Raw genomic sequence first — 16,036 nt, 5'->3', positions numbered from 1 at the left:
CGGCGGTCTTGCGCGTCCGTCGCGGCTTGGCCTCCGTGGCCTCGGCCGTGTCGACCGCGGCCTCTGCCTCGGCGGCCGCGGTCTTGCGGGTGCGGCGGGGCTTGGCCTCGGTGGCTTCACCGTCCGCCTCCACGGCGGCGGTCTTGCGCGTCCGTCGCGGCTTGGCCTCCGTGGCCTCGGCCGTGTCGACGGCGGTCTCCGCCGCGGCAGCCGTCTTGCGGGTGCGGCGCGGCTCGGTCTCCGTGGCCTCGGCGGTGTCGACGGCGGCCTCGGCCGCGGGCGACGTGGCCTTGCGGGTGCGGCGGCGCGGCGTCGTGGCCTCGGGCTCCGGGGTCACCGGAGCTGCCTCCGTGACGACCGCGGGCTCCGTGGCCGACGGCGTCACCGCGGCCTCGGTCTCGACCGCCGGGGTCTGCGTCGCCGGGGTCTCCACGACCGCGGTCTCCGACCGGCGCGTACGGCGCCGGCGCGGCTTCGCGGCCGTCTCGGGCGCCTCCGTGGTGCCCTCGGCCGTCGCCACGGCGTCCTCCGCCGGTGCGGACGAGGACGTCTCGACGGCCGTGACCGGCGTGGCCTCGGCCGGCGCACCGCCGCGCGTACGGCGACGGCGACGCGGCGTGCGCGGAGCCGTGACGGCCTCCGCCTCGGCCGCACCACCGGCGACGGGAGCCGTGGCCCCGGTCTCCGGCGCGGTGACGCCGGCGGAACCCGGCGCGTCCAGCGGGGTCCCGCCCCGCGTGCGGCGACGGCGACGCGGCGTACGCGCGGAACGCTCGCGGTCGGCCGAGCGGGACTCGTCCCGGTCGTCGCCGCGGCCACCCCGGCCGCCACGTCCGCGCGGCCCGCGGCCGCCCGTCTCGCCCAGGTCCTCCAGCTCCTCCGCGTCCAGCCCGGCGCGGGTGCGCTCGGAGCGCGGCAGGATGCCCTTCGTGCCCTCGGGGATGCCGAGGTCGGAGAAGAGGTGCGGGGACGTGGAGTACGTCTCCGGCGGGTCGCTGAAGCCCAGGTCCAGCGCCTTGTTGATCAGCTGCCAGCGCGGGATGTCGTCCCAGTCGACGAGCGTGATCGCCGTACCCTTCGCGCCCGCGCGGCCCGTACGGCCGATGCGGTGCAGGTACGTCTTCTCCTCTTCCGGCGACTGGTAGTTGATGACGTGCGTGACGCCTTCGACGTCGATGCCGCGGGCGGCGACGTCGGTGCAGACGAGCACGTCCACCTTGCCGTTGCGGAAGGCGCGCAGGGCCTGCTCGCGGGCACCCTGGCCGAGGTCGCCGTGGACCGCGCCGGAGGCGAAGCCGCGCTGCTTGAGCTGGTCGGCGAGGTCGGCCGCGGTGCGCTTGGTACGGCAGAACACCATGACCAGGCCCCGGCCCTCGGCCTGCAGGATGCGCGCGACCATCTCGGGCTTGTCCATGTTGTGCGCGCGGTAGACGAACTGCTTCGTGTTCGCGACCGTCGCGCCCGCGTCGTCCGGGGAGGTGGCGCTGATGTGCGTGGGCTGCGACATGTAGCGGCGGGCCAGGCCGATGACCGCGCCCGGCATGGTGGCCGAGAACAGCATGGTCTGACGGCGCACCGGCAGCATGTTGATGATCTTCTCGACGTCGGGCAGGAAGCCCAGGTCGAGCATCTCGTCGGCCTCGTCGAGGACCAGGCACCGGACGTGCTTCAGGTTCAGCTTCTTCTGCCCGGCGAGGTCGAGCAGCCGGCCCGGGGTGCCGACGACCACGTCGACGCCCTTCTTGAGGGCCTCGACCTGGGGCTCGTAGGCCCGGCCGCCGTAGATCGCGAGGACGCGCACGTTGCGCACCTTGCCCGCGGTCAGCAGGTCGTTGGTGACCTGCGTGCACAGCTCACGCGTGGGGACGACGACGAGGGCCTGCGGGGCGTCGGTGAGGTCCTCGGGCTCGGCGCGTCCGGCCTCGACGTCGGCGGGGACGGTGACGCGCTCGAGGAGCGGGAGGCCGAAGCCCAGCGTCTTGCCGGTGCCGGTCTTGGCCTGGCCGATGACGTCGGAGCCCGACAGGGCCACCGGGAGCGTCATCTCCTGGATGGGGAAGGCGGTGGTGATGCCGACGGCTTCAAGGGCCTCGGCGGTCTCGGGAAGGATCCCGAGCTCTCGGAACGTCGTAGTCAGGGTGCTGCCTCTTCTGTGTGGGCGGCGCGAGGCGAGCGCGGGGGTCGTGTCGGACCGTGCCGGGGACGTCGGCTGCCTACGGGCGGGCCGTAGAGCACGGGACCGCGCCGACGCTCGAGCGCTCATGCCGCTGAGGGTGTCCCCTCCGGGTCTCGTACGCGTGGTGCCGTACGCCGGGGAGGGCTGTCGGGTCGGAGCCGATCGGGCCACCGACCGGGCATCCTCATACGTGCGGCCTGTCGAGGTACGTCGACGTACCAGCAGGCGCATTACCACCATACCCCGGAATCGCGCACACGCGATGGCCGATTTGGTCACGTAGTCGTCGTCACAGTGATTGACCAGGGCCTTACGCCCCCGGGCGGGCGGGCTATTGTGCGCTTCATGACGAGCTCTGACAAGCCTGAGAACGCCTCGGACACCGCCCCCGCCGCCCCCACCGGTGTCGCCGCCCGGGACTGGGCGACGGCCTCCGCCGACCCGCAGTACCGCGCCGCGGTGGTGGACCTGCTCGGTGCGCTCGCCTACGGGGAACTCGCGGCGTTCGAGCGGCTCGCGGAGGACGCCAAGCTGGCGCCGACGCTGGAGGACAAGGCGGAGCTGGCGAAGATGGCCTCGGCCGAGTTCCACCACTTCGAGCGGCTGCGCGACCGGCTCGCCGAGATCGGCGAGGAGCCGACGTCCGCGATGGAGCCGTTCGTCGCGGCGTACGACGGCTTCCACAAGCAGACGGCGCCGTCGGACTGGCTGGAGGGGCTCGTCAAGGCCTATGTCGGCGACTCCATCGCCAGCGACTTCTACCGGGAGGTCGCGGCCCGGCTGGACTCCGACACCCGCTCCCTGGTGCTGGCCGTGCTCGACGACACCGGGCACGGCGGCTTCGCCGTGGAGAAGGTGCGCGCGGCGATCGACGCGGACCCGCGGGTGGGCGGGCGGCTCGCGCTGTGGGCGCGGCGGCTGATGGGCGAGGCCCTGTCGCAGTCGCAGCGGGTGGTCGCCGACCGGGACGCGCTGTCGACCATGCTCGTCGGCGGTGTCGCGGACGGCTTCGACCTCGCGGAGGTCGGCAAGATGTTCTCCCGGATCACGGAGGCGCACACCAAGCGGATGGCCGCCCTGGGACTGGCCGCCTAGCCGGCGAGGCCGGCGGCCTCTGGCCGGGCTTTCAGGCCCCGGTCAGGGTCCGGGGCCGCCGCGCGGGCCTTCGCCCTGTCGTCTTGAGCGCCACCATCGGCGACCCCTCAGGCGGTCGCCGATCGGCGGCGCAGTCTTCCCGCGGGGCGCAGCAGCAGCGACAGCGAGGCCACCGAGACGATCACCGCGCCGAGCAGCACCACCAGCAGGTGCCCGGCGTCCAGGGCGCTGTGCATGACGAAGGCCCCGAAGAGGGCGCCGGCTACGCCGGTCGACAGGACCAGGTGGCGGGACGGCAGACGGTGCGCCAGCCGGTGCGTGGCCGCCCAGGCCAGAGCCAGGCCGAGGATCGCGGAACTCAGCGCTTCCAGGAGCATGTCGGGGGTCCCTCCCACATGGCCGGCCTGCCCAAATCGGTCGTAGCCCGTCTTACCCCTGACCTGCGGAATCCAATCCACTCCTGTGGGCGACTTGTGCTCCATCCGTGGCGGAACGCCGGTGCCGCAAGGGGAGGGGACACGCGGCGACACGCCGAGGGGGCGGTCCGGGAGACGCCGGGCAACGCCGAAGAGGGCGGGCCCGGAAACGCCGAGGGGCGGTCTGGGAGAAACGCCGAGGGGCGGGCCGGGAAACGCCGAGGGGGGCGGGCCGGCCGCAGCCGTCCCGCCCCCCTCGCACACGAGCGCCTACAGCGCGCCGAAGCCCACCTTGCGCGGGGCCGGCTCGCCGATCTCGACGTAGGCGAGACGGTCGGCCGGGACGAGGACCTTGCGGCCGTGCTCGTCCACGAGGCTCAGCAGCGGCGACTTCCCGGCCAGCGCCTCGGACACCGCCCGCTCGACCTCCTCGGCACTCTGACCGCTCTCCAGAACGATCTCGCGGGGCGCGTGCTGCACGCCGATCTTGACCTCCACGGCTATGTCCCTCCGACGGTCAGTGATGTGCGCGACCTTCCGCGCCGTACGCAGCACACATTAGCCCGGTGAGGGGACGTACAGGCTCCGCCCGAGAACGCCACGAGCGAACACCGGACGGGAACAACGCGCCCGTCAGTGGTGCTGCTGGTCCGTCCCGTGCAGCGGGAAGCCCGCGATGCCGCGCCACGCCAGCGAGGTCAGCAGCTGCACCGCCTGGTCGCGAGGCACGCTGCGGTCGCTGTGCAGCCACGACCGCGCCACCACCTGGGCGAGCCCGCCCAGGCCCGAGGCGAGCAGCATCGACTCCGCGCGGGACAGGCCCGTGTCCTCGGCGATCACGTCGCAGATCGCCTCGGCGCACTCGTTGGTGACCTTGTCGACGCGCTCGCGCACCGCCGGCTCGTTGGTCAGGTCCGACTCGAAGACGAGCCGGAAGGCGCCGCCGTCGTCCTCGACGTACGCGAAGTAGGCGTCCATCGTCGCCCGGACGCGCTGCTTGTTGTCGGTCGTCGACGCGAGCGCGTGCCGCACGGACTGGATCAGCGACTCGCAGTGCTGGTCCAGCAGGGCGAGGTAGAGGTCGAGCTTGCCCGGGAAGTGCTGGTAGAGCACCGGCTTGCTGACCCCGGCGCGCTCCGCGATGTCGTCCATCGCGGCCGCGTGGTAGCCCTGGGCCACGAAGACCTCCTGGGCGGCGCCCAGGAGCTGGTTGCGTCGGGCACGGCGCGGCAGGCGTGTGCCCCGCGGGCGAACCGCCTCTGTCTGCTCGATGGCTGTCACGCCGCCTCCCATAGTCGTCCACGTGCGGATCTGGCCGCGTCGCCATCGTACTTTTCGGTAACCGTGGTGTGCGCGGTGAGAGCGCAGAATTTCACGGACCGGACGGTTATGAAAGCGGTTGAGAAGGTTTCAAACAGGGTTAGAGCGGGCAAAATGCGGCTCCTTTCCTGCTCGGTGGCGCGCTCCGTCGCCCGCCGGGGGCGAGCGTCACCGGTAGTCGTCCTCGTCGAGGGAGACGATCCGGGCCTGCTCGACGAGGTCGGCCTCGTTGGCGCGGTCCGGGTCGACGCCGGTCAGCGGGTCGTCGCGGTCCGGCGCGAGGTCCGCCTGCTGCTCGGCCGCGTCGACCTCGGGCGCCTCCACGCCGAACTCCGGCGTCTCGGGCACGTCCTCGGCCTCGAAGGTCTCCGGGTCGGTGGGGTCTACGGCCATGCTGGGCTCCCTTCCTACGAACGTCCCTGGGATGACAGGGGCCACACGCGGGTGCCCTCTGTACGAGCCTAGGAGACACCCGATCCGGACGCTATGCGATCCGCGTCCGGGGCGTGACGCTGTGCGCATCCCTTCGACTGCTGCTTTCCATGGTGCTCCCGGGTGCCTCCTCCGTTCCCTTCCCAACGGGCTCGACCCTGTGACGGCGAACACAGGCGAACACATGAGTCACTGCGTGATCGTCTCGTAACATTGCCGCATGTCTTCGACCGAGCTGCCGTTCGTGCCGCCCGCCAATGTGCTGCCGAAGGTGGGGACCGTCCGCGTCGCGGAGGGGGAGCGGCTGAGGTCGGTCGAGCTGCCCGGGGTCACGCTGACGGTGCGGTCGAGGCCGCCCGCGCGCGAGGGCCTGCCCCCCGCTCTGTACGTGCACGGACTCGGCGGGTCCTCGCAGAACTGGTCGGCGCTGATGCCGCTGCTGGAGGACGTCGTCGACCCGGAGGCCCTCGACCTGCCGGGCTTCGGTGACTCCCCGCCCCCGGACGACGGCGACTACTCCGTCACCGGCCACGCGCGCGCGGTGATCCGCTACCTCGACGCCTCCGGCCGCGGGCCCGTGCACCTGTTCGGGAACTCGCTCGGCGGCGCCATCACCACCCGTGTCGCCGCGGTCCGGCCCGATCTCGTCCGTACGCTCACGCTTGTGTCACCCGCCCTGCCGGAAATCCGAGTGCAGCGCTCCGCCGTGCCGACGGGGCTGCTCGCCGTGCCCGGGATCGCGCCGCTCTTCACGCGCCTCACGCGCGAGTGGACCGCCGAGCAGCGGGTCCGCGGCGTGATGGCGCTGTGCTACGGGGACCCCGGGCGGGTCACGCCGGAAGGATTCCGCAACGCGGTGCAGGAGATGGAGCGGCGGCTGCGGCTGCCGTACTTCTGGGACGCGATGGCGCGCTCGGCGCGCGGGATCGTGAACGCGTACACCCTCGGTGGCCAGCACGGACTGTGGCGCCAGGCCGAGCGTGTCCTCGCACCGACCCTGCTGATCTACGGCGGCCGCGACCAGCTCGTCGGCTTCCGCATGGCCCAGAAGGCGGCCCGGGCTTTTCGCGACTCGCGGCTCGTGACGTTGCCGGACGCCGGACACGTGGCCATGATGGAGTACCCGGAGACGGTCGCCATGGCGTTCCGTGAACTGCTTGAAGACTCCGGAGAGTTGGGTACGCAGCGCGCGCGGCGGGCGCGGGGCGCGGCGGACAGTGGTGACTCGCGTGCCCGCGCGGACGACGCCGTCGACCGGGACACCACCGACGAGAGCATGGGGGGCTGAGGCGCGACGTGGGACGCCACAGCCGCCGAGGGTCCGCCGCCAAGGGCGACACCTCGGACAGCACCGCGGTACGGAACGGCCGCTCCGGATCGGCGCAGGCGCCGAGACCCGGGCAGGACCAGGCGCCGGACGAGAGCCGCGGTGCCCGGTCGGCGCCGCCCGGGTCCGGGCAGGGCGGCTGGCCGCCGCCCGGCGTGGGCCCGCGCCGGGTGCCGGGGCCGCGGCCCGCGCCGGGCCCGGGCGCGCCGCCCCGCGGGACGCCCCCGCGTACGACACCCCAGAACCTGACGCCCCCGCACATGACGCCCCCGTATGTGACGCGCCCTCAGGGGACGCCGCCGCACGGGATGCCGCGTCTGCCGGAGGGATGGATGCCGGACGGGACCCCGGCGCACGGAATCCCACGGCTGCCCGACGGCACGCCGGCCCGGGGTGTTCCGCGGCTGCCGGACGGTACGCCCGCGCAGGGAGTTCCCCGGCTGCCCGACGGCACTCCCGCGCACGGGGTGCCCCGCTTCGCCGATGGCACTCCGGCCCGTGGTGTGCGGCGGCTGCCGGACGGTACGCCTGCCCAGGGTGTTCCCGGACTGCCCGACGGCACTCCGGCCCGTGGTGTTCCGCGGCTGCCGGACGGGACTCCCGCGCGCGGCTTTCCGCGAGTCCGGGGTGGGCATCCCGAGCAGCGGGAGGCCGGGGGCGGCTGGGGTGAGCTGAAGGGCGGCGGGCCCGGGCGCTCGGGGGCCGGGGCCGCCATACCCCGGCAGCGCCGGGCCTCCGTGCCCGGGCCGCGGCAGGACTATCTCGACGCCTTTGACGAGGAGGACGACGTCTTCGCGCCCCGTACGCCCGCCTCCGCGCACGCGGCGGACGCCTACGCCTCCGTCGCGGACTGGAACGCGGGCACCCCGGCCGACAGCCGCTCCGGCGACCCCGACGGAGCGGCTCCCACCGGTGCGCCCGCGCCCGGCAAGGGAGGCAGGGGCCGCGCCTTCACGGGCATCGCGGCCGCCGCCGTCACCACCGTGCTGGCCGTGATCGTCGCCGGTCAGGTGACGGACGAGCAGGGCGGTGCCGACGTGCGGTCCCAGTCCGCCACCGACCGGGCCCGGGACGTCCGCGACCCCGCGTCCCGTGACGCCGGCCGGACCGACCCCGTGCCGGGAGCCCAGGCGGCGCCGCTGACGTACGACGCGAGGATGGCCCGGACGTACCCGCTCGGCGCCGAACTCAAGGGCTCGGGCAGGTTCGACGCCGTCCCCGGCATCGCCAAGGCGCCCGGCACGGGACAGAAGTTCACCTACCGCGTGGACGTGGAGCAGGGGCTCGGGCTCGACGCCGAACTGTTCGCCGAGGCCGTGCAGAAGACCCTCAACGACCAGCGCAGCTGGGCCCACAACGGCGCGCGCACCTTCGAGCGCATCCACTCCGGCCGGCCCGACTTCGTGATCACCCTCGCCAGCCCCGGCACCACCGCCGACTGGTGCGCCAGGTCCGGTCTGGACACCACCGTGGACAACGTCTCCTGCGACTCGGCCGCCACCGAACGCGTGATGATCAACGCCTACCGGTGGGCGCAGGGCTCCGAGACGTACGGCGACCGCAACATCCACGCCTACCGGCAGATGCTGATCAACCACGAGGTCGGACACCGCCTCGGGTACGGGCACGTCACCTGCGACAAGGACGGGGACCTCGCCCCGGTCATGCAGCAGCAGACCAAGTTCCTCGACCACGACGGTGTCCACTGCCGGGCCAACCCCTGGCCGTACCCGAAGAGTTGAGGCCGGAGCGGAGAGTGTGGCGGACCTCGCGTTGACATGCGCAGAGAGTTCGTACATATTTCTGGGCATGTCGTCCCGTCACGCCTCCGTTCGCGCCGCCATCGAGCTGGCGCTCATCGGCGTGACCCCGCTGTGCGTGGCCGACATCCACTGTTGCTGACGCCCGCCCGAGGCGCGCGTCGCGACATCCCACCTTCCTTGCCGTGATCCGGTCACGGCTTTCTCGACGACCCGGCGCCGGGCAGACGTCTGCGGTTCTCCGTCTCACCCTTCGTCTTTTCGTCTCGTGATCCGAGACGCCTTCCGAGAGGTCGTCATTCCGATGCGCCAACCGTCCGTCATAGCGCGCCGCGTGGCCGCGGCATCCGTGAGCCTGGTCCTGGCAGCGGGCGCCGCCGCCTGCGGCCCGGAGGACAACGATGCCAAGGGCGCCGGCGGCGACTCCACGCCCCACAGGGGCGGCACCCTGACGGTCCTGAACGCCAACCCCCAGCAGGACTTCGACCCGGCCCGCCTCTACACCTCCGGCGGCGGCAACGTCCCCTCCCTGGTCTTCCGCACCCTCACCACCCGCAACCGCGAGGACGGAGCCGCCGGCACGAAGGTCGTCCCCGACCTCGCCACCGACACCGGGCGCCCCGACAAGGACGCGACCGTGTGGACGTACACCCTGAAAAAGGGCCTGAAGTACGAGGACGGCACGCCGATCACCTCGGCCGACATCAAGTACGGCATCGAGCGCTCCTTCGCCCCGGAGCTGTCCGGCGGCGCGCCCTACCTGCGGGACTGGCTGGTCGGAGCCGCCGACTACCAGGGCCCCTACAAGGACGACAAGGGCCTCGACGCGATCGAGACGCCGGACGAGCGGACCATCGTCTTCCACCTGAACAAGCCCGAGGGCGAGTTCCCCTACCTCGCCACCCAGACGCAGTTCGCGCCCGTCCCGAAGGCCAAGGACACGGGCACCAAGTACGAGGAGCACCCGGTCTCGTCCGGGCCCTACAAGGTCGTGCGGAACGAGAACGACGGTGAGCGGCTGATCCTGGAGCGCAACCCGCACTGGTCCGCCGCGACCGACGCCGAGCGCAAGGCCTACCCGGACAAGGTCGACGTCCGGTCCGGTCTCGACTCGTCCGTGATCAACCAGCGGCTCTCGGCGTCCCAGGGGGCGGACGCCGCCGCGGTCACCACGGACACCAACCTCGGCCCCGCCGAGCTCGCCAAGGTGAGCGGCGACCGGGACCTCGCCTCCCGCGTCGGCACCGGCCACTTCGGCTACACCAACTACATCGCGTTCAACCCGAGGATCAAGCCGTTCGACGACGTCAAGGTGCGGCAGGCCATCTCGTACGCCATCGACCGGTCCTCCGTGGTCAACGCCGCGGGCGGGTCCGCCCTGGCCGAGCCCGCCACCACCTTCCTGCCGAACCAGAAGTCCTTCGGGTACACGCCCTACGACCACTTCCCGGCGGGCGAGGCCGGTGACCCGGCCAAGGCGAAGGAGTTGCTGAAGGAGGCCGGGCACCCGGACGGGCTGACCGTCACGCTGACCCACTCCAACGCCCGTGACTTCGAGACCAGCCCGGAGATCGCGACCGCCGTCCAGGACGCGCTCAAGAAGGCCGGCATCACGGTCAAGCTGCAGGGCCTGGAGGAGAACGACTACTCGGACAAGATCCACGACGTGAAGTCCGAGCCGGGCTTCTTCCTCGCCCACTGGGGCGCCGACTGGCCCTCCGGCGGTCCCTTCCTCGCCCCGATCTTCGACGGCCGGCAGATCGTCGAGGACGGCGCGAACTTCAACACCGGCCTGCTGAACGACAAGTCGGTCAACACCGAGATCGACGCGATCAACAAGCTGACCGACCTCGACCAGGCCGCCAAGAGGTGGGGCGCACTGGACAGGAGGATCGGCGAGAAGGCGCTGACCGTCCCGCTGTTCCACCCCGTCTACAAGCGTCTGTACGGCAAGGACGTCAAGAACATCGTGATCAGCGACTGGACCGGTGTGCTGGACGTCTCGCAGGTCGCGGTGAAGTGACGCCGTGAGCGAGGCACTCGTCACCGTCGAGGCGGCCGGGGCGGACACCTCCGTCCCGGCCGCCTCGGGGGCCCGTCAGTTCTGGCGGCGGCTGCGCACGCAGCGCGCCGCCCTCGCCGCGGCGGTCGTCGTCGCGCTGCTCGTCCTGGTCGCGCTCGCCGCGCCCCTGCTCACCGCGATCGAGGGCCAGGACCCGACCACCTACCACCCCTCCCTGGTGGACTCCGCGCGCGGCGGCGTGCCCATCGGATCGTTCGGCGGAGCGGGCGCCGACCACTGGCTCGGCGTCGAACCGCAGACCGGCCGGGACCTGTTCGCGCGGCTGGTGTACGGCGCCCGCGTGTCCCTCGGCGTCGCCCTCGCGGCCACGGTCGTGCAGCTCGCGCTGGGCGTCGTCGTCGGCGTCGCGGCCGGGCTCGGCAACCGCTGGGTCGACCTCGTGCTCACCCGGGTCGCCGACATCTTCGTCGCGATGCCGCTGATGGTCGTCGCGCTCGCCCTGCTCGCCGTCGTGCCCGCCGGCTTCCCGCGCCCCGTGCTGGTCGCGCTGGTCGTGGGCCTGGTCTCCGGTTGGGGGACCCTCGCCAAGATGGTGCGCGCGCAGACGCTGACCCTCAAACAGCTCGACTACGTCGCGGCCGCCCGGCTCAGCGGCTGGGGCGCCGTCCGGATCGCCCGGCGCGAACTGCTGCCCGGGCTCGCGGCCCCCGTCATCACCTTCGCGGCGATCCTCGTCCCGACGAACATCACCGTCGAGGCGGCCCTGTCCTTCCTCGGCGTGGGCGTGAAGCCGCCGACGCCCTCCTGGGGGCAGATGCTGACCTCCGCCGACGTCTGGTACCAGGCGGCGCCGCAGTACCTGCTGCTGCCCGCGGGCGCGCTGTTCCTGACCGTCCTCGCCCTCACCGTGCTCGGTGACGGCGTGCGCACCGCCCTCGACCCCCGGGCGTCCTCGCGCCTGCGCGTCGGAACGGGCCGCAGGAGGGAGGCCTCGTGACCGGCTTCGGCGGTTTCGTGCTGCGCCGCTCTGTCGGCGCCCTCGTCACCCTCCTCGTCCTCTCGGTGATCATCTACGTCGTCTTCTACGTCACCCCCGGCAACGTCGCCCAGATCACCTGCGGTCCGCGCTGCTCACCCGCCCAGGTGCAGCAGGTCGCCGAGCAACTGCGTCTCGACGACCCCCTGTACACGCGGTACTGGCACTTCCTGGAGGGCCTGGTCGCCGGCCAGGACTACTCCACCGGCACCGCGGTCCAGCACTGCCCGGCGCCCTGCCTCGGGCTGTCGTACCAGAGCGACCAGCAGGTCACCGCGCTGATCCTGGCCAAGCTGCCGGTCACGGCCTCCCTCGCGCTCGGCGCGATGGTGCTGTGGCTGGTCATCGGCGTCGGCACCGGCGTGCTGTCGGTGTGGCGGCGCGGGCGGCTCACCGAGCGGCTGCTGACCACCCTCACCCTCGCGGGCATGTCCACGCCCGTGTTCGTCATCGGGCTCTTCCTGATGATCGTCGTCTGCGGGCAGCTGGAGCTGCTGCCCTTCCCGCAGTACGTCGCCTTCACCGACGACCCCGAACAGTGGGCCTGGAACCTGCTGCTGCCCTGGCTGTCCCTCGCGCTCATCGAGTCCGCGACATACGCCCGGCTGACCCGGTCCGCGATGCTGGAGACCCTCGCCGAGGACCACGTCCGCACCTTCCGGGCCTACGGCGTCGGGGAGCGGGCGATCATCCGGCGGCACGCCCTGCGCGGCGCGGTGGCCCCGCTCATCGCCGTGAACGCCAACAACATCGGCGTCCTGTTCGGCGGCGCCGTGCTCACCGAGACGCTCTTCGGACTGCCCGGGATCGGCCGGGAGATGGTCGAGGCCGTCAAGGTCGTCGACCTGCCGGTGGTCGTCGGCATGGTCCTGGTGACCGGCTTCTTCGTGGTCCTGGCCAATGCCGTCGCGGACGTGCTGTACGCGGTGGCCGACCGACGGGTGGTGCTGACATGAGCCTGGTCGACGTGCGCGACCTGCGCGTGGACTTCGGCGGGCTGCGGGCCGTCGACGGACTCTCCTTCCGCCTGGCGCAGGGCGCCGCCCTGGCCCTGGTCGGCGAGTCCGGCTCCGGGAAGTCGACCGTGGCGTCCGCCCTGCTCGGCCTGCACCGCGGCACCGGAGCCCGGGTCGCCGGGACGGTCGAGGTGGCCGGCACCGATGTGCAGCACGCCTCCGAGGAGGAGCTGCGGCGCCTGCGCGGCGGCAAGGCCGCGATGGTCTTCCAGGACCCGCTGTCCTCCCTCGATCCGTACTACGCCGTCGGCGACCAGATCGCCGAGGTGTACCGCCTGCACGCGCGCGTGTCCCGGCGGGCGGCACGCGCGCGTGCCGTCGACGTCCTGGACCGCGTGGGCATCCCCGACGCGGCCCGCCGCTCCCGCTCGCGGCCGCACGAGTTCAGCGGCGGCATGCGCCAGCGCGCCCTGATCGCCATGGCGCTGGCGTGCGAGCCCGACCTGCTGATCGCCGACGAGCCGACAACCGCCCTGGACGTGACCGTGCAGGCCCAGGTCCTCGACCTGCTGCACACCCTGCGCCAGGAGACCGGCATGGGGCTGCTGCTCGTCACGCACGACGTGGGTGTCGCCGCCGAGAGCGTCGACGAGGTGCTCGTGATGCAGTACGGCCGGGCGGTCGAGCACGGCCCGGTCGCCGACGTGCTGGGCTCGCCGGCCCAGCCGTACACCCGCGAGCTCCTCGCTGCCGTCCCCCGGCTGGACGCGCCGGCCAAGGCCCCGGCACAGCCCACGGAGGTCGTCCTGGAGGCCAAGGGCCTGCGGCGCGAGTTCGGGCACGGGAAGGGGGCGGTCACGGCCGTGCGCGACGTGTCGCTGACCCTGCGCCGCGGCGAGACCCTCGGCGTCGTCGGGGAGAGCGGCAGCGGCAAGACGACCCTGGGCCGCATGCTCGTCGGGCTGCTGGAGCCGACGGCGGGGACGATCACCTTCGAGGGCCGCCCGCACCAGGGCGTGCACCCGGCCGTGCAGATGGTCTTCCAGGACCCGGTCTCCTCCCTCAACCCCCGCCGCAGCGTGGGCGAGTCCATCGCCGACCCGCTGCGCGCACGGGGCGAGCGGGACGAGGCACGCATCCGAAAGCGCGTCGGGGAACTGCTGGAGCGCGTGGGGCTGGCAGCGGCCCATCACGACCGCTACCCGCACGAGTTCAGCGGGGGCCAGCGCCAGCGCGTCGGCATCGCCCGGGCCCTCGCGGCGGACCCGCGCGTCATCGTCTGCGACGAGCCGGTCTCCGCCCTCGACGTCACCACCCAGGCCCATGTGGTCGCCCTGCTGGGCGAGTTGCAGCGCGAACTCGGGCTCGCGCTCGTGTTCGTCGCCCACGACCTGGCCGTCGTGCGGCAGGTCAGCGACCGGGTCGCGGTGATGCGGCAGGGCCGTGTGGTCGAGGAGGGGCCGGTCGGTGAGGTGTACGCCTCGCCGCGGGACCCGTACACCCGCAGGCTGCTGGCCGCCGTACCCGCGCTCGACCCCGAGGCCGCCGCGCGACGCCGGGCCGAACGACGGGAGTTGGCCGCGGCATGACGATCCGTGTCCACTTGATCTCCTAGCGCGACGGAACGCGACCCGCACGGGAAAGTTACGACCGTTCACCCCTTTTGGTGGTGCGACGGACAACCGTCCGTCGTACCACCGCCTTGTCCGCATACGTTCGTCCCGCTGCGAGCCGCCGGGCAACGGCGGCTCCTCATACGGGAGATCGGGGGTGCACTCGTGCGCATCGGACTGCTGACGGAGGCGGGCTATCCGTACGTGAGCGGGGACGCCAGGCTCTGGTGCGACCGGCTGGTGCACGGGCTCGCACAGCACGAGTTCGACGTCTACGCGCTCAGCCGCAGCCAGAGCCAGGAGGACGAGGGCTGGGTCCCGCTGCCGCCGAACGTGCGCAGGGTGCGGACCGCGCCGCTGTGGTTCGCCGAGGACGACGAGGTGGTGCTGGGGCGCCGGGCCCGGCGGCGGTTCGGCGAGTGCTTCGCGGAACTGGCGGCGGTGCTGTGCGGGGCGGCAGGCACCACGGTGGCGCCCGAGGGTGCGTCGACCTCCGAGGCGGACCGTTTCGCCAACGCCCTGTACGGACTCGCCGAACTGGCCCGCGAGACGGGCGGACTGGTGGGCGCGCTCCGCTCCGAGGCCGCCGTGCGCACGCTGGAGCGCGCCTGTCGCGCCCCCGGCGCGCAGCGCGCCGCCCGCGAGGCGCGCGTACCGGATCTGCTCGCCGTCGCCGGCTATCTGGAACGCGCCCTGCGCCCCCTCTCCCTCGACTGGTACGAGGACGACGGCCTCGGCGCGGTCGACCTGTGCCACGCGGCGTCCGGCGGCGCCGCCGTGCTGCCCGGACTGCTGGCCCGGCACTTCACCGGGGTGCCCCTGCTGGTGACCGAGTACGGCGTGCGCCTGCGGACGCACTACCTCACCACCCCCGACGCACCGCCCGCCGTGCGGTCCCTGCTTGCGGCGTTCCAGGGCCGTCTCGCCGCCGAGGCCTACCGGCAGGCCGAGGTCGTCACCGCCGGCAACGCGCACGCCCGCCGCTGGCAGGAGCGCTGCGGTGCCGACCGCGAGAAGCTCCGCACGGTCCACCCCGGTATGGACGCCCGGCCCTTCGCCGAGGCCGGCGAGTCCCCCGAGTGCGCGGACCCGGACACGCTCGTCTGGGTCGGCCGCGTCGAGCCCGCCAAGGACCTGGTCTCCCTGCTGCACGCCTTCGCCGAGATCCGCAAGCAGCGCCCGAAGACCCGCCTGCGCGTGGTCGGCGCCCCCGTCGGCCCCGAGGGCGCGGCCTACCTCCTGCACTGCCGGGCGCTCGCCGCCCAGCTCTTCCCCGACGAGGCCGAGGGCCCGCACATCCCGGGCGACAACCCGGTGTCCTTCGAGGAGATCGGCGGACCGGAACTCCCGCGCCCCGCCGACGCGTACGCCGCGGGCGCCGTGACCGTCCTGTCCAGCGTCGTCGAGGGCTTCCCGATCAGCCTGGTCGAAGCCATGCTCTCCGGGCGGGCGACCGTCTCGACGGACGTCGGCGCGGTCGTGGAGGTCATCGGCGGCACGGGGCTCGTCGTGCCGCCGCGCAATCCGCGGGCGCTCGCCGAGGCGTGCGTGGCGCTGCTGCGCGATCCGGCGCGCCGTGCGCGCCTGGGCGCGGCCGCGCGCGCCCGGGCCCTCGAACTGTTCACGGTCGAGCAGAACATCGAGGCATTTCACGGCATTTACCTGGAGATCGTCTCGCGCGCACCGGTCCGGCGCGTCCTCGACGGGGCGGGGGATCCGCTGCCCTTCGCGGTCCCCGCCGAGGCGCAGGTGCCGTTCCGCTGGTCCGCCCCGTCGCCCAGCCTCGCCACCCGCAACAGCCCCGGCTGGGCCACCGCCCGGCCCGTACGCGCCACCTCGCACGTCCCCGCCCCGGAGGGAGCGCGGTGAAGGACCTCGGAGA

General features: G+C 73.1%; 14 protein-coding genes. 9 read left to right on the top strand and 5 right to left on the bottom strand.

Annotated elements, in window-relative coordinates; translation table 11 throughout:
* On the bottom strand, positions 1-2,044 hold a 2,044-nt coding region (locus ACIGAQ_RS16695; RefSeq protein ID WP_399783402.1), incomplete at its 3' end, for a DEAD/DEAH box helicase.
* A gap of 477 nt (positions 2,045-2,521) precedes the next feature.
* Here ACIGAQ_RS16695 and ACIGAQ_RS16690 point away from each other — a divergent pair.
* Entirely contained in the window at positions 2,522-3,271 is a 750-nt protein-coding gene (locus tag ACIGAQ_RS16690; protein ID WP_094057728.1) for a ferritin-like fold-containing protein, read from the top strand.
* A gap of 107 nt (positions 3,272-3,378) precedes the next feature.
* Here ACIGAQ_RS16690 and ACIGAQ_RS16685 read toward each other — a convergent pair whose 3' ends face one another.
* From ACIGAQ_RS16685 to ACIGAQ_RS16670, 4 genes are all read right to left on the bottom strand, one after another.
* Positions 3,379-3,648 (bottom strand): hypothetical protein, encoded by a 270-nt coding sequence (locus ACIGAQ_RS16685; RefSeq protein WP_309096966.1) that lies wholly within the window; start codon positions 3,646-3,648, stop codon positions 3,379-3,381.
* Between the two features lie 309 nt (positions 3,649-3,957).
* Entirely contained in the window at positions 3,958-4,185 is a 228-nt protein-coding gene (locus ACIGAQ_RS16680) for a DUF3107 domain-containing protein (RefSeq protein WP_086844348.1), read from the bottom strand.
* Between the two features lie 135 nt (positions 4,186-4,320).
* On the bottom strand, positions 4,321-4,968 hold the full coding sequence (locus ACIGAQ_RS16675) for a TetR/AcrR family transcriptional regulator (RefSeq protein WP_094057729.1): 648 nt from the start codon (positions 4,966-4,968) through the stop codon (positions 4,321-4,323).
* 207 nt (positions 4,969-5,175) lie between these two features.
* Positions 5,176-5,400 carry a hypothetical protein gene (locus ACIGAQ_RS16670; RefSeq protein ID WP_311679572.1) on the bottom strand — a complete coding sequence of 75 codons (225 nt, stop codon included), beginning with the start codon at positions 5,398-5,400 and terminating at the stop codon, positions 5,176-5,178.
* 259 nt (positions 5,401-5,659) lie between these two features.
* Between ACIGAQ_RS16670 and ACIGAQ_RS16665 the strand changes: the two genes are divergently transcribed.
* The 8 genes from ACIGAQ_RS16665 to ACIGAQ_RS16630 all read left to right on the top strand — a co-directional run bounded on the left by ACIGAQ_RS16665 (position 5,660) and on the right by ACIGAQ_RS16630 (position 16,023).
* Positions 5,660-6,727 (top strand): alpha/beta hydrolase, encoded by a 1,068-nt coding sequence (locus ACIGAQ_RS16665; protein WP_311679570.1) that lies wholly within the window; start codon positions 5,660-5,662, stop codon positions 6,725-6,727.
* Positions 6,728-7,098: 371 nt separating this feature from the next.
* Positions 7,099-8,508 (top strand): DUF3152 domain-containing protein, encoded by a 1,410-nt coding sequence (locus ACIGAQ_RS16660; protein ID WP_399783396.1) that lies wholly within the window; start codon positions 7,099-7,101, stop codon positions 8,506-8,508.
* Between the two features lie 67 nt (positions 8,509-8,575).
* Complete coding sequence (locus ACIGAQ_RS16655) at positions 8,576-8,668, top strand: Ms4533A family Cys-rich leader peptide (RefSeq protein ID WP_311679568.1); 93 nt, start codon at positions 8,576-8,578, stop codon at positions 8,666-8,668.
* 162 nt (positions 8,669-8,830) lie between these two features.
* On the top strand, positions 8,831-10,549 hold the full coding sequence (locus ACIGAQ_RS16650) for an ABC transporter substrate-binding protein (protein ID WP_399783393.1): 1,719 nt from the start codon (positions 8,831-8,833) through the stop codon (positions 10,547-10,549).
* A gap of 4 nt (positions 10,550-10,553) precedes the next feature.
* Positions 10,554-11,546 (top strand): ABC transporter permease, encoded by a 993-nt coding sequence (locus ACIGAQ_RS16645; protein ID WP_311679564.1) that lies wholly within the window; start codon positions 10,554-10,556, stop codon positions 11,544-11,546.
* Positions 11,543-12,541: an ABC transporter permease gene (locus ACIGAQ_RS16640; protein ID WP_399783389.1), complete on the top strand. Its 999-nt coding sequence runs from the start codon at positions 11,543-11,545 to the stop codon at positions 12,539-12,541. Before ACIGAQ_RS16645 ends, ACIGAQ_RS16640 begins: the two co-directional genes overlap by 4 nt.
* Complete coding sequence (locus ACIGAQ_RS16635; protein WP_399783386.1) at positions 12,538-14,130, top strand: dipeptide ABC transporter ATP-binding protein; 1,593 nt, start codon at positions 12,538-12,540, stop codon at positions 14,128-14,130. Before ACIGAQ_RS16640 ends, ACIGAQ_RS16635 begins: the two co-directional genes overlap by 4 nt.
* Positions 14,131-14,319: 189 nt before the next feature.
* Positions 14,320-16,023: a DUF3492 domain-containing protein gene (locus ACIGAQ_RS16630; protein ID WP_399783383.1), complete on the top strand. Its 1,704-nt coding sequence runs from the start codon at positions 14,320-14,322 to the stop codon at positions 16,021-16,023.
* The last annotated feature ends 13 nt before the right edge of the window (positions 16,024-16,036 follow it).

The sequence above is a fragment of the Streptomyces sp. NPDC085932 genome, from assembly GCF_044540525.1.
GTDB lineage: Bacteria > Actinomycetota > Actinomycetes > Streptomycetales > Streptomycetaceae > Streptomyces > Streptomyces levis.
The sequence above is the reverse complement of the archived record's forward strand: the minus strand, read 5'-3'. Positions and strand labels throughout refer to the sequence as shown.

Coding starts and splice junctions, on each gene's coding strand:
- ACIGAQ_RS16665 (WP_311679570.1), top strand. CDS start 5,660: ATGTCTTCGACCGAGCTGCCGTTCGTGCCGCCCGCCAATGTGCTGCCG.
- ACIGAQ_RS16670 (WP_311679572.1), bottom strand. CDS start 5,400: ATGGCCGTAGACCCCACCGACCCGGAGACCTTCGAGGCCGAGGACGTG.
- ACIGAQ_RS16660 (WP_399783396.1), top strand. CDS start 7,099: ATGCCGGACGGGACCCCGGCGCACGGAATCCCACGGCTGCCCGACGGC.
- ACIGAQ_RS16690 (WP_094057728.1), top strand. CDS start 2,522: ATGACGAGCTCTGACAAGCCTGAGAACGCCTCGGACACCGCCCCCGCC.
- ACIGAQ_RS16635 (WP_399783386.1), top strand. CDS start 12,538: ATGAGCCTGGTCGACGTGCGCGACCTGCGCGTGGACTTCGGCGGGCTG.
- ACIGAQ_RS16655 (WP_311679568.1), top strand. CDS start 8,576: ATGTCGTCCCGTCACGCCTCCGTTCGCGCCGCCATCGAGCTGGCGCTC.
- ACIGAQ_RS16685 (WP_309096966.1), bottom strand. CDS start 3,648: ATGCTCCTGGAAGCGCTGAGTTCCGCGATCCTCGGCCTGGCTCTGGCC.
- ACIGAQ_RS16650 (WP_399783393.1), top strand. CDS start 8,831: ATGCGCCAACCGTCCGTCATAGCGCGCCGCGTGGCCGCGGCATCCGTG.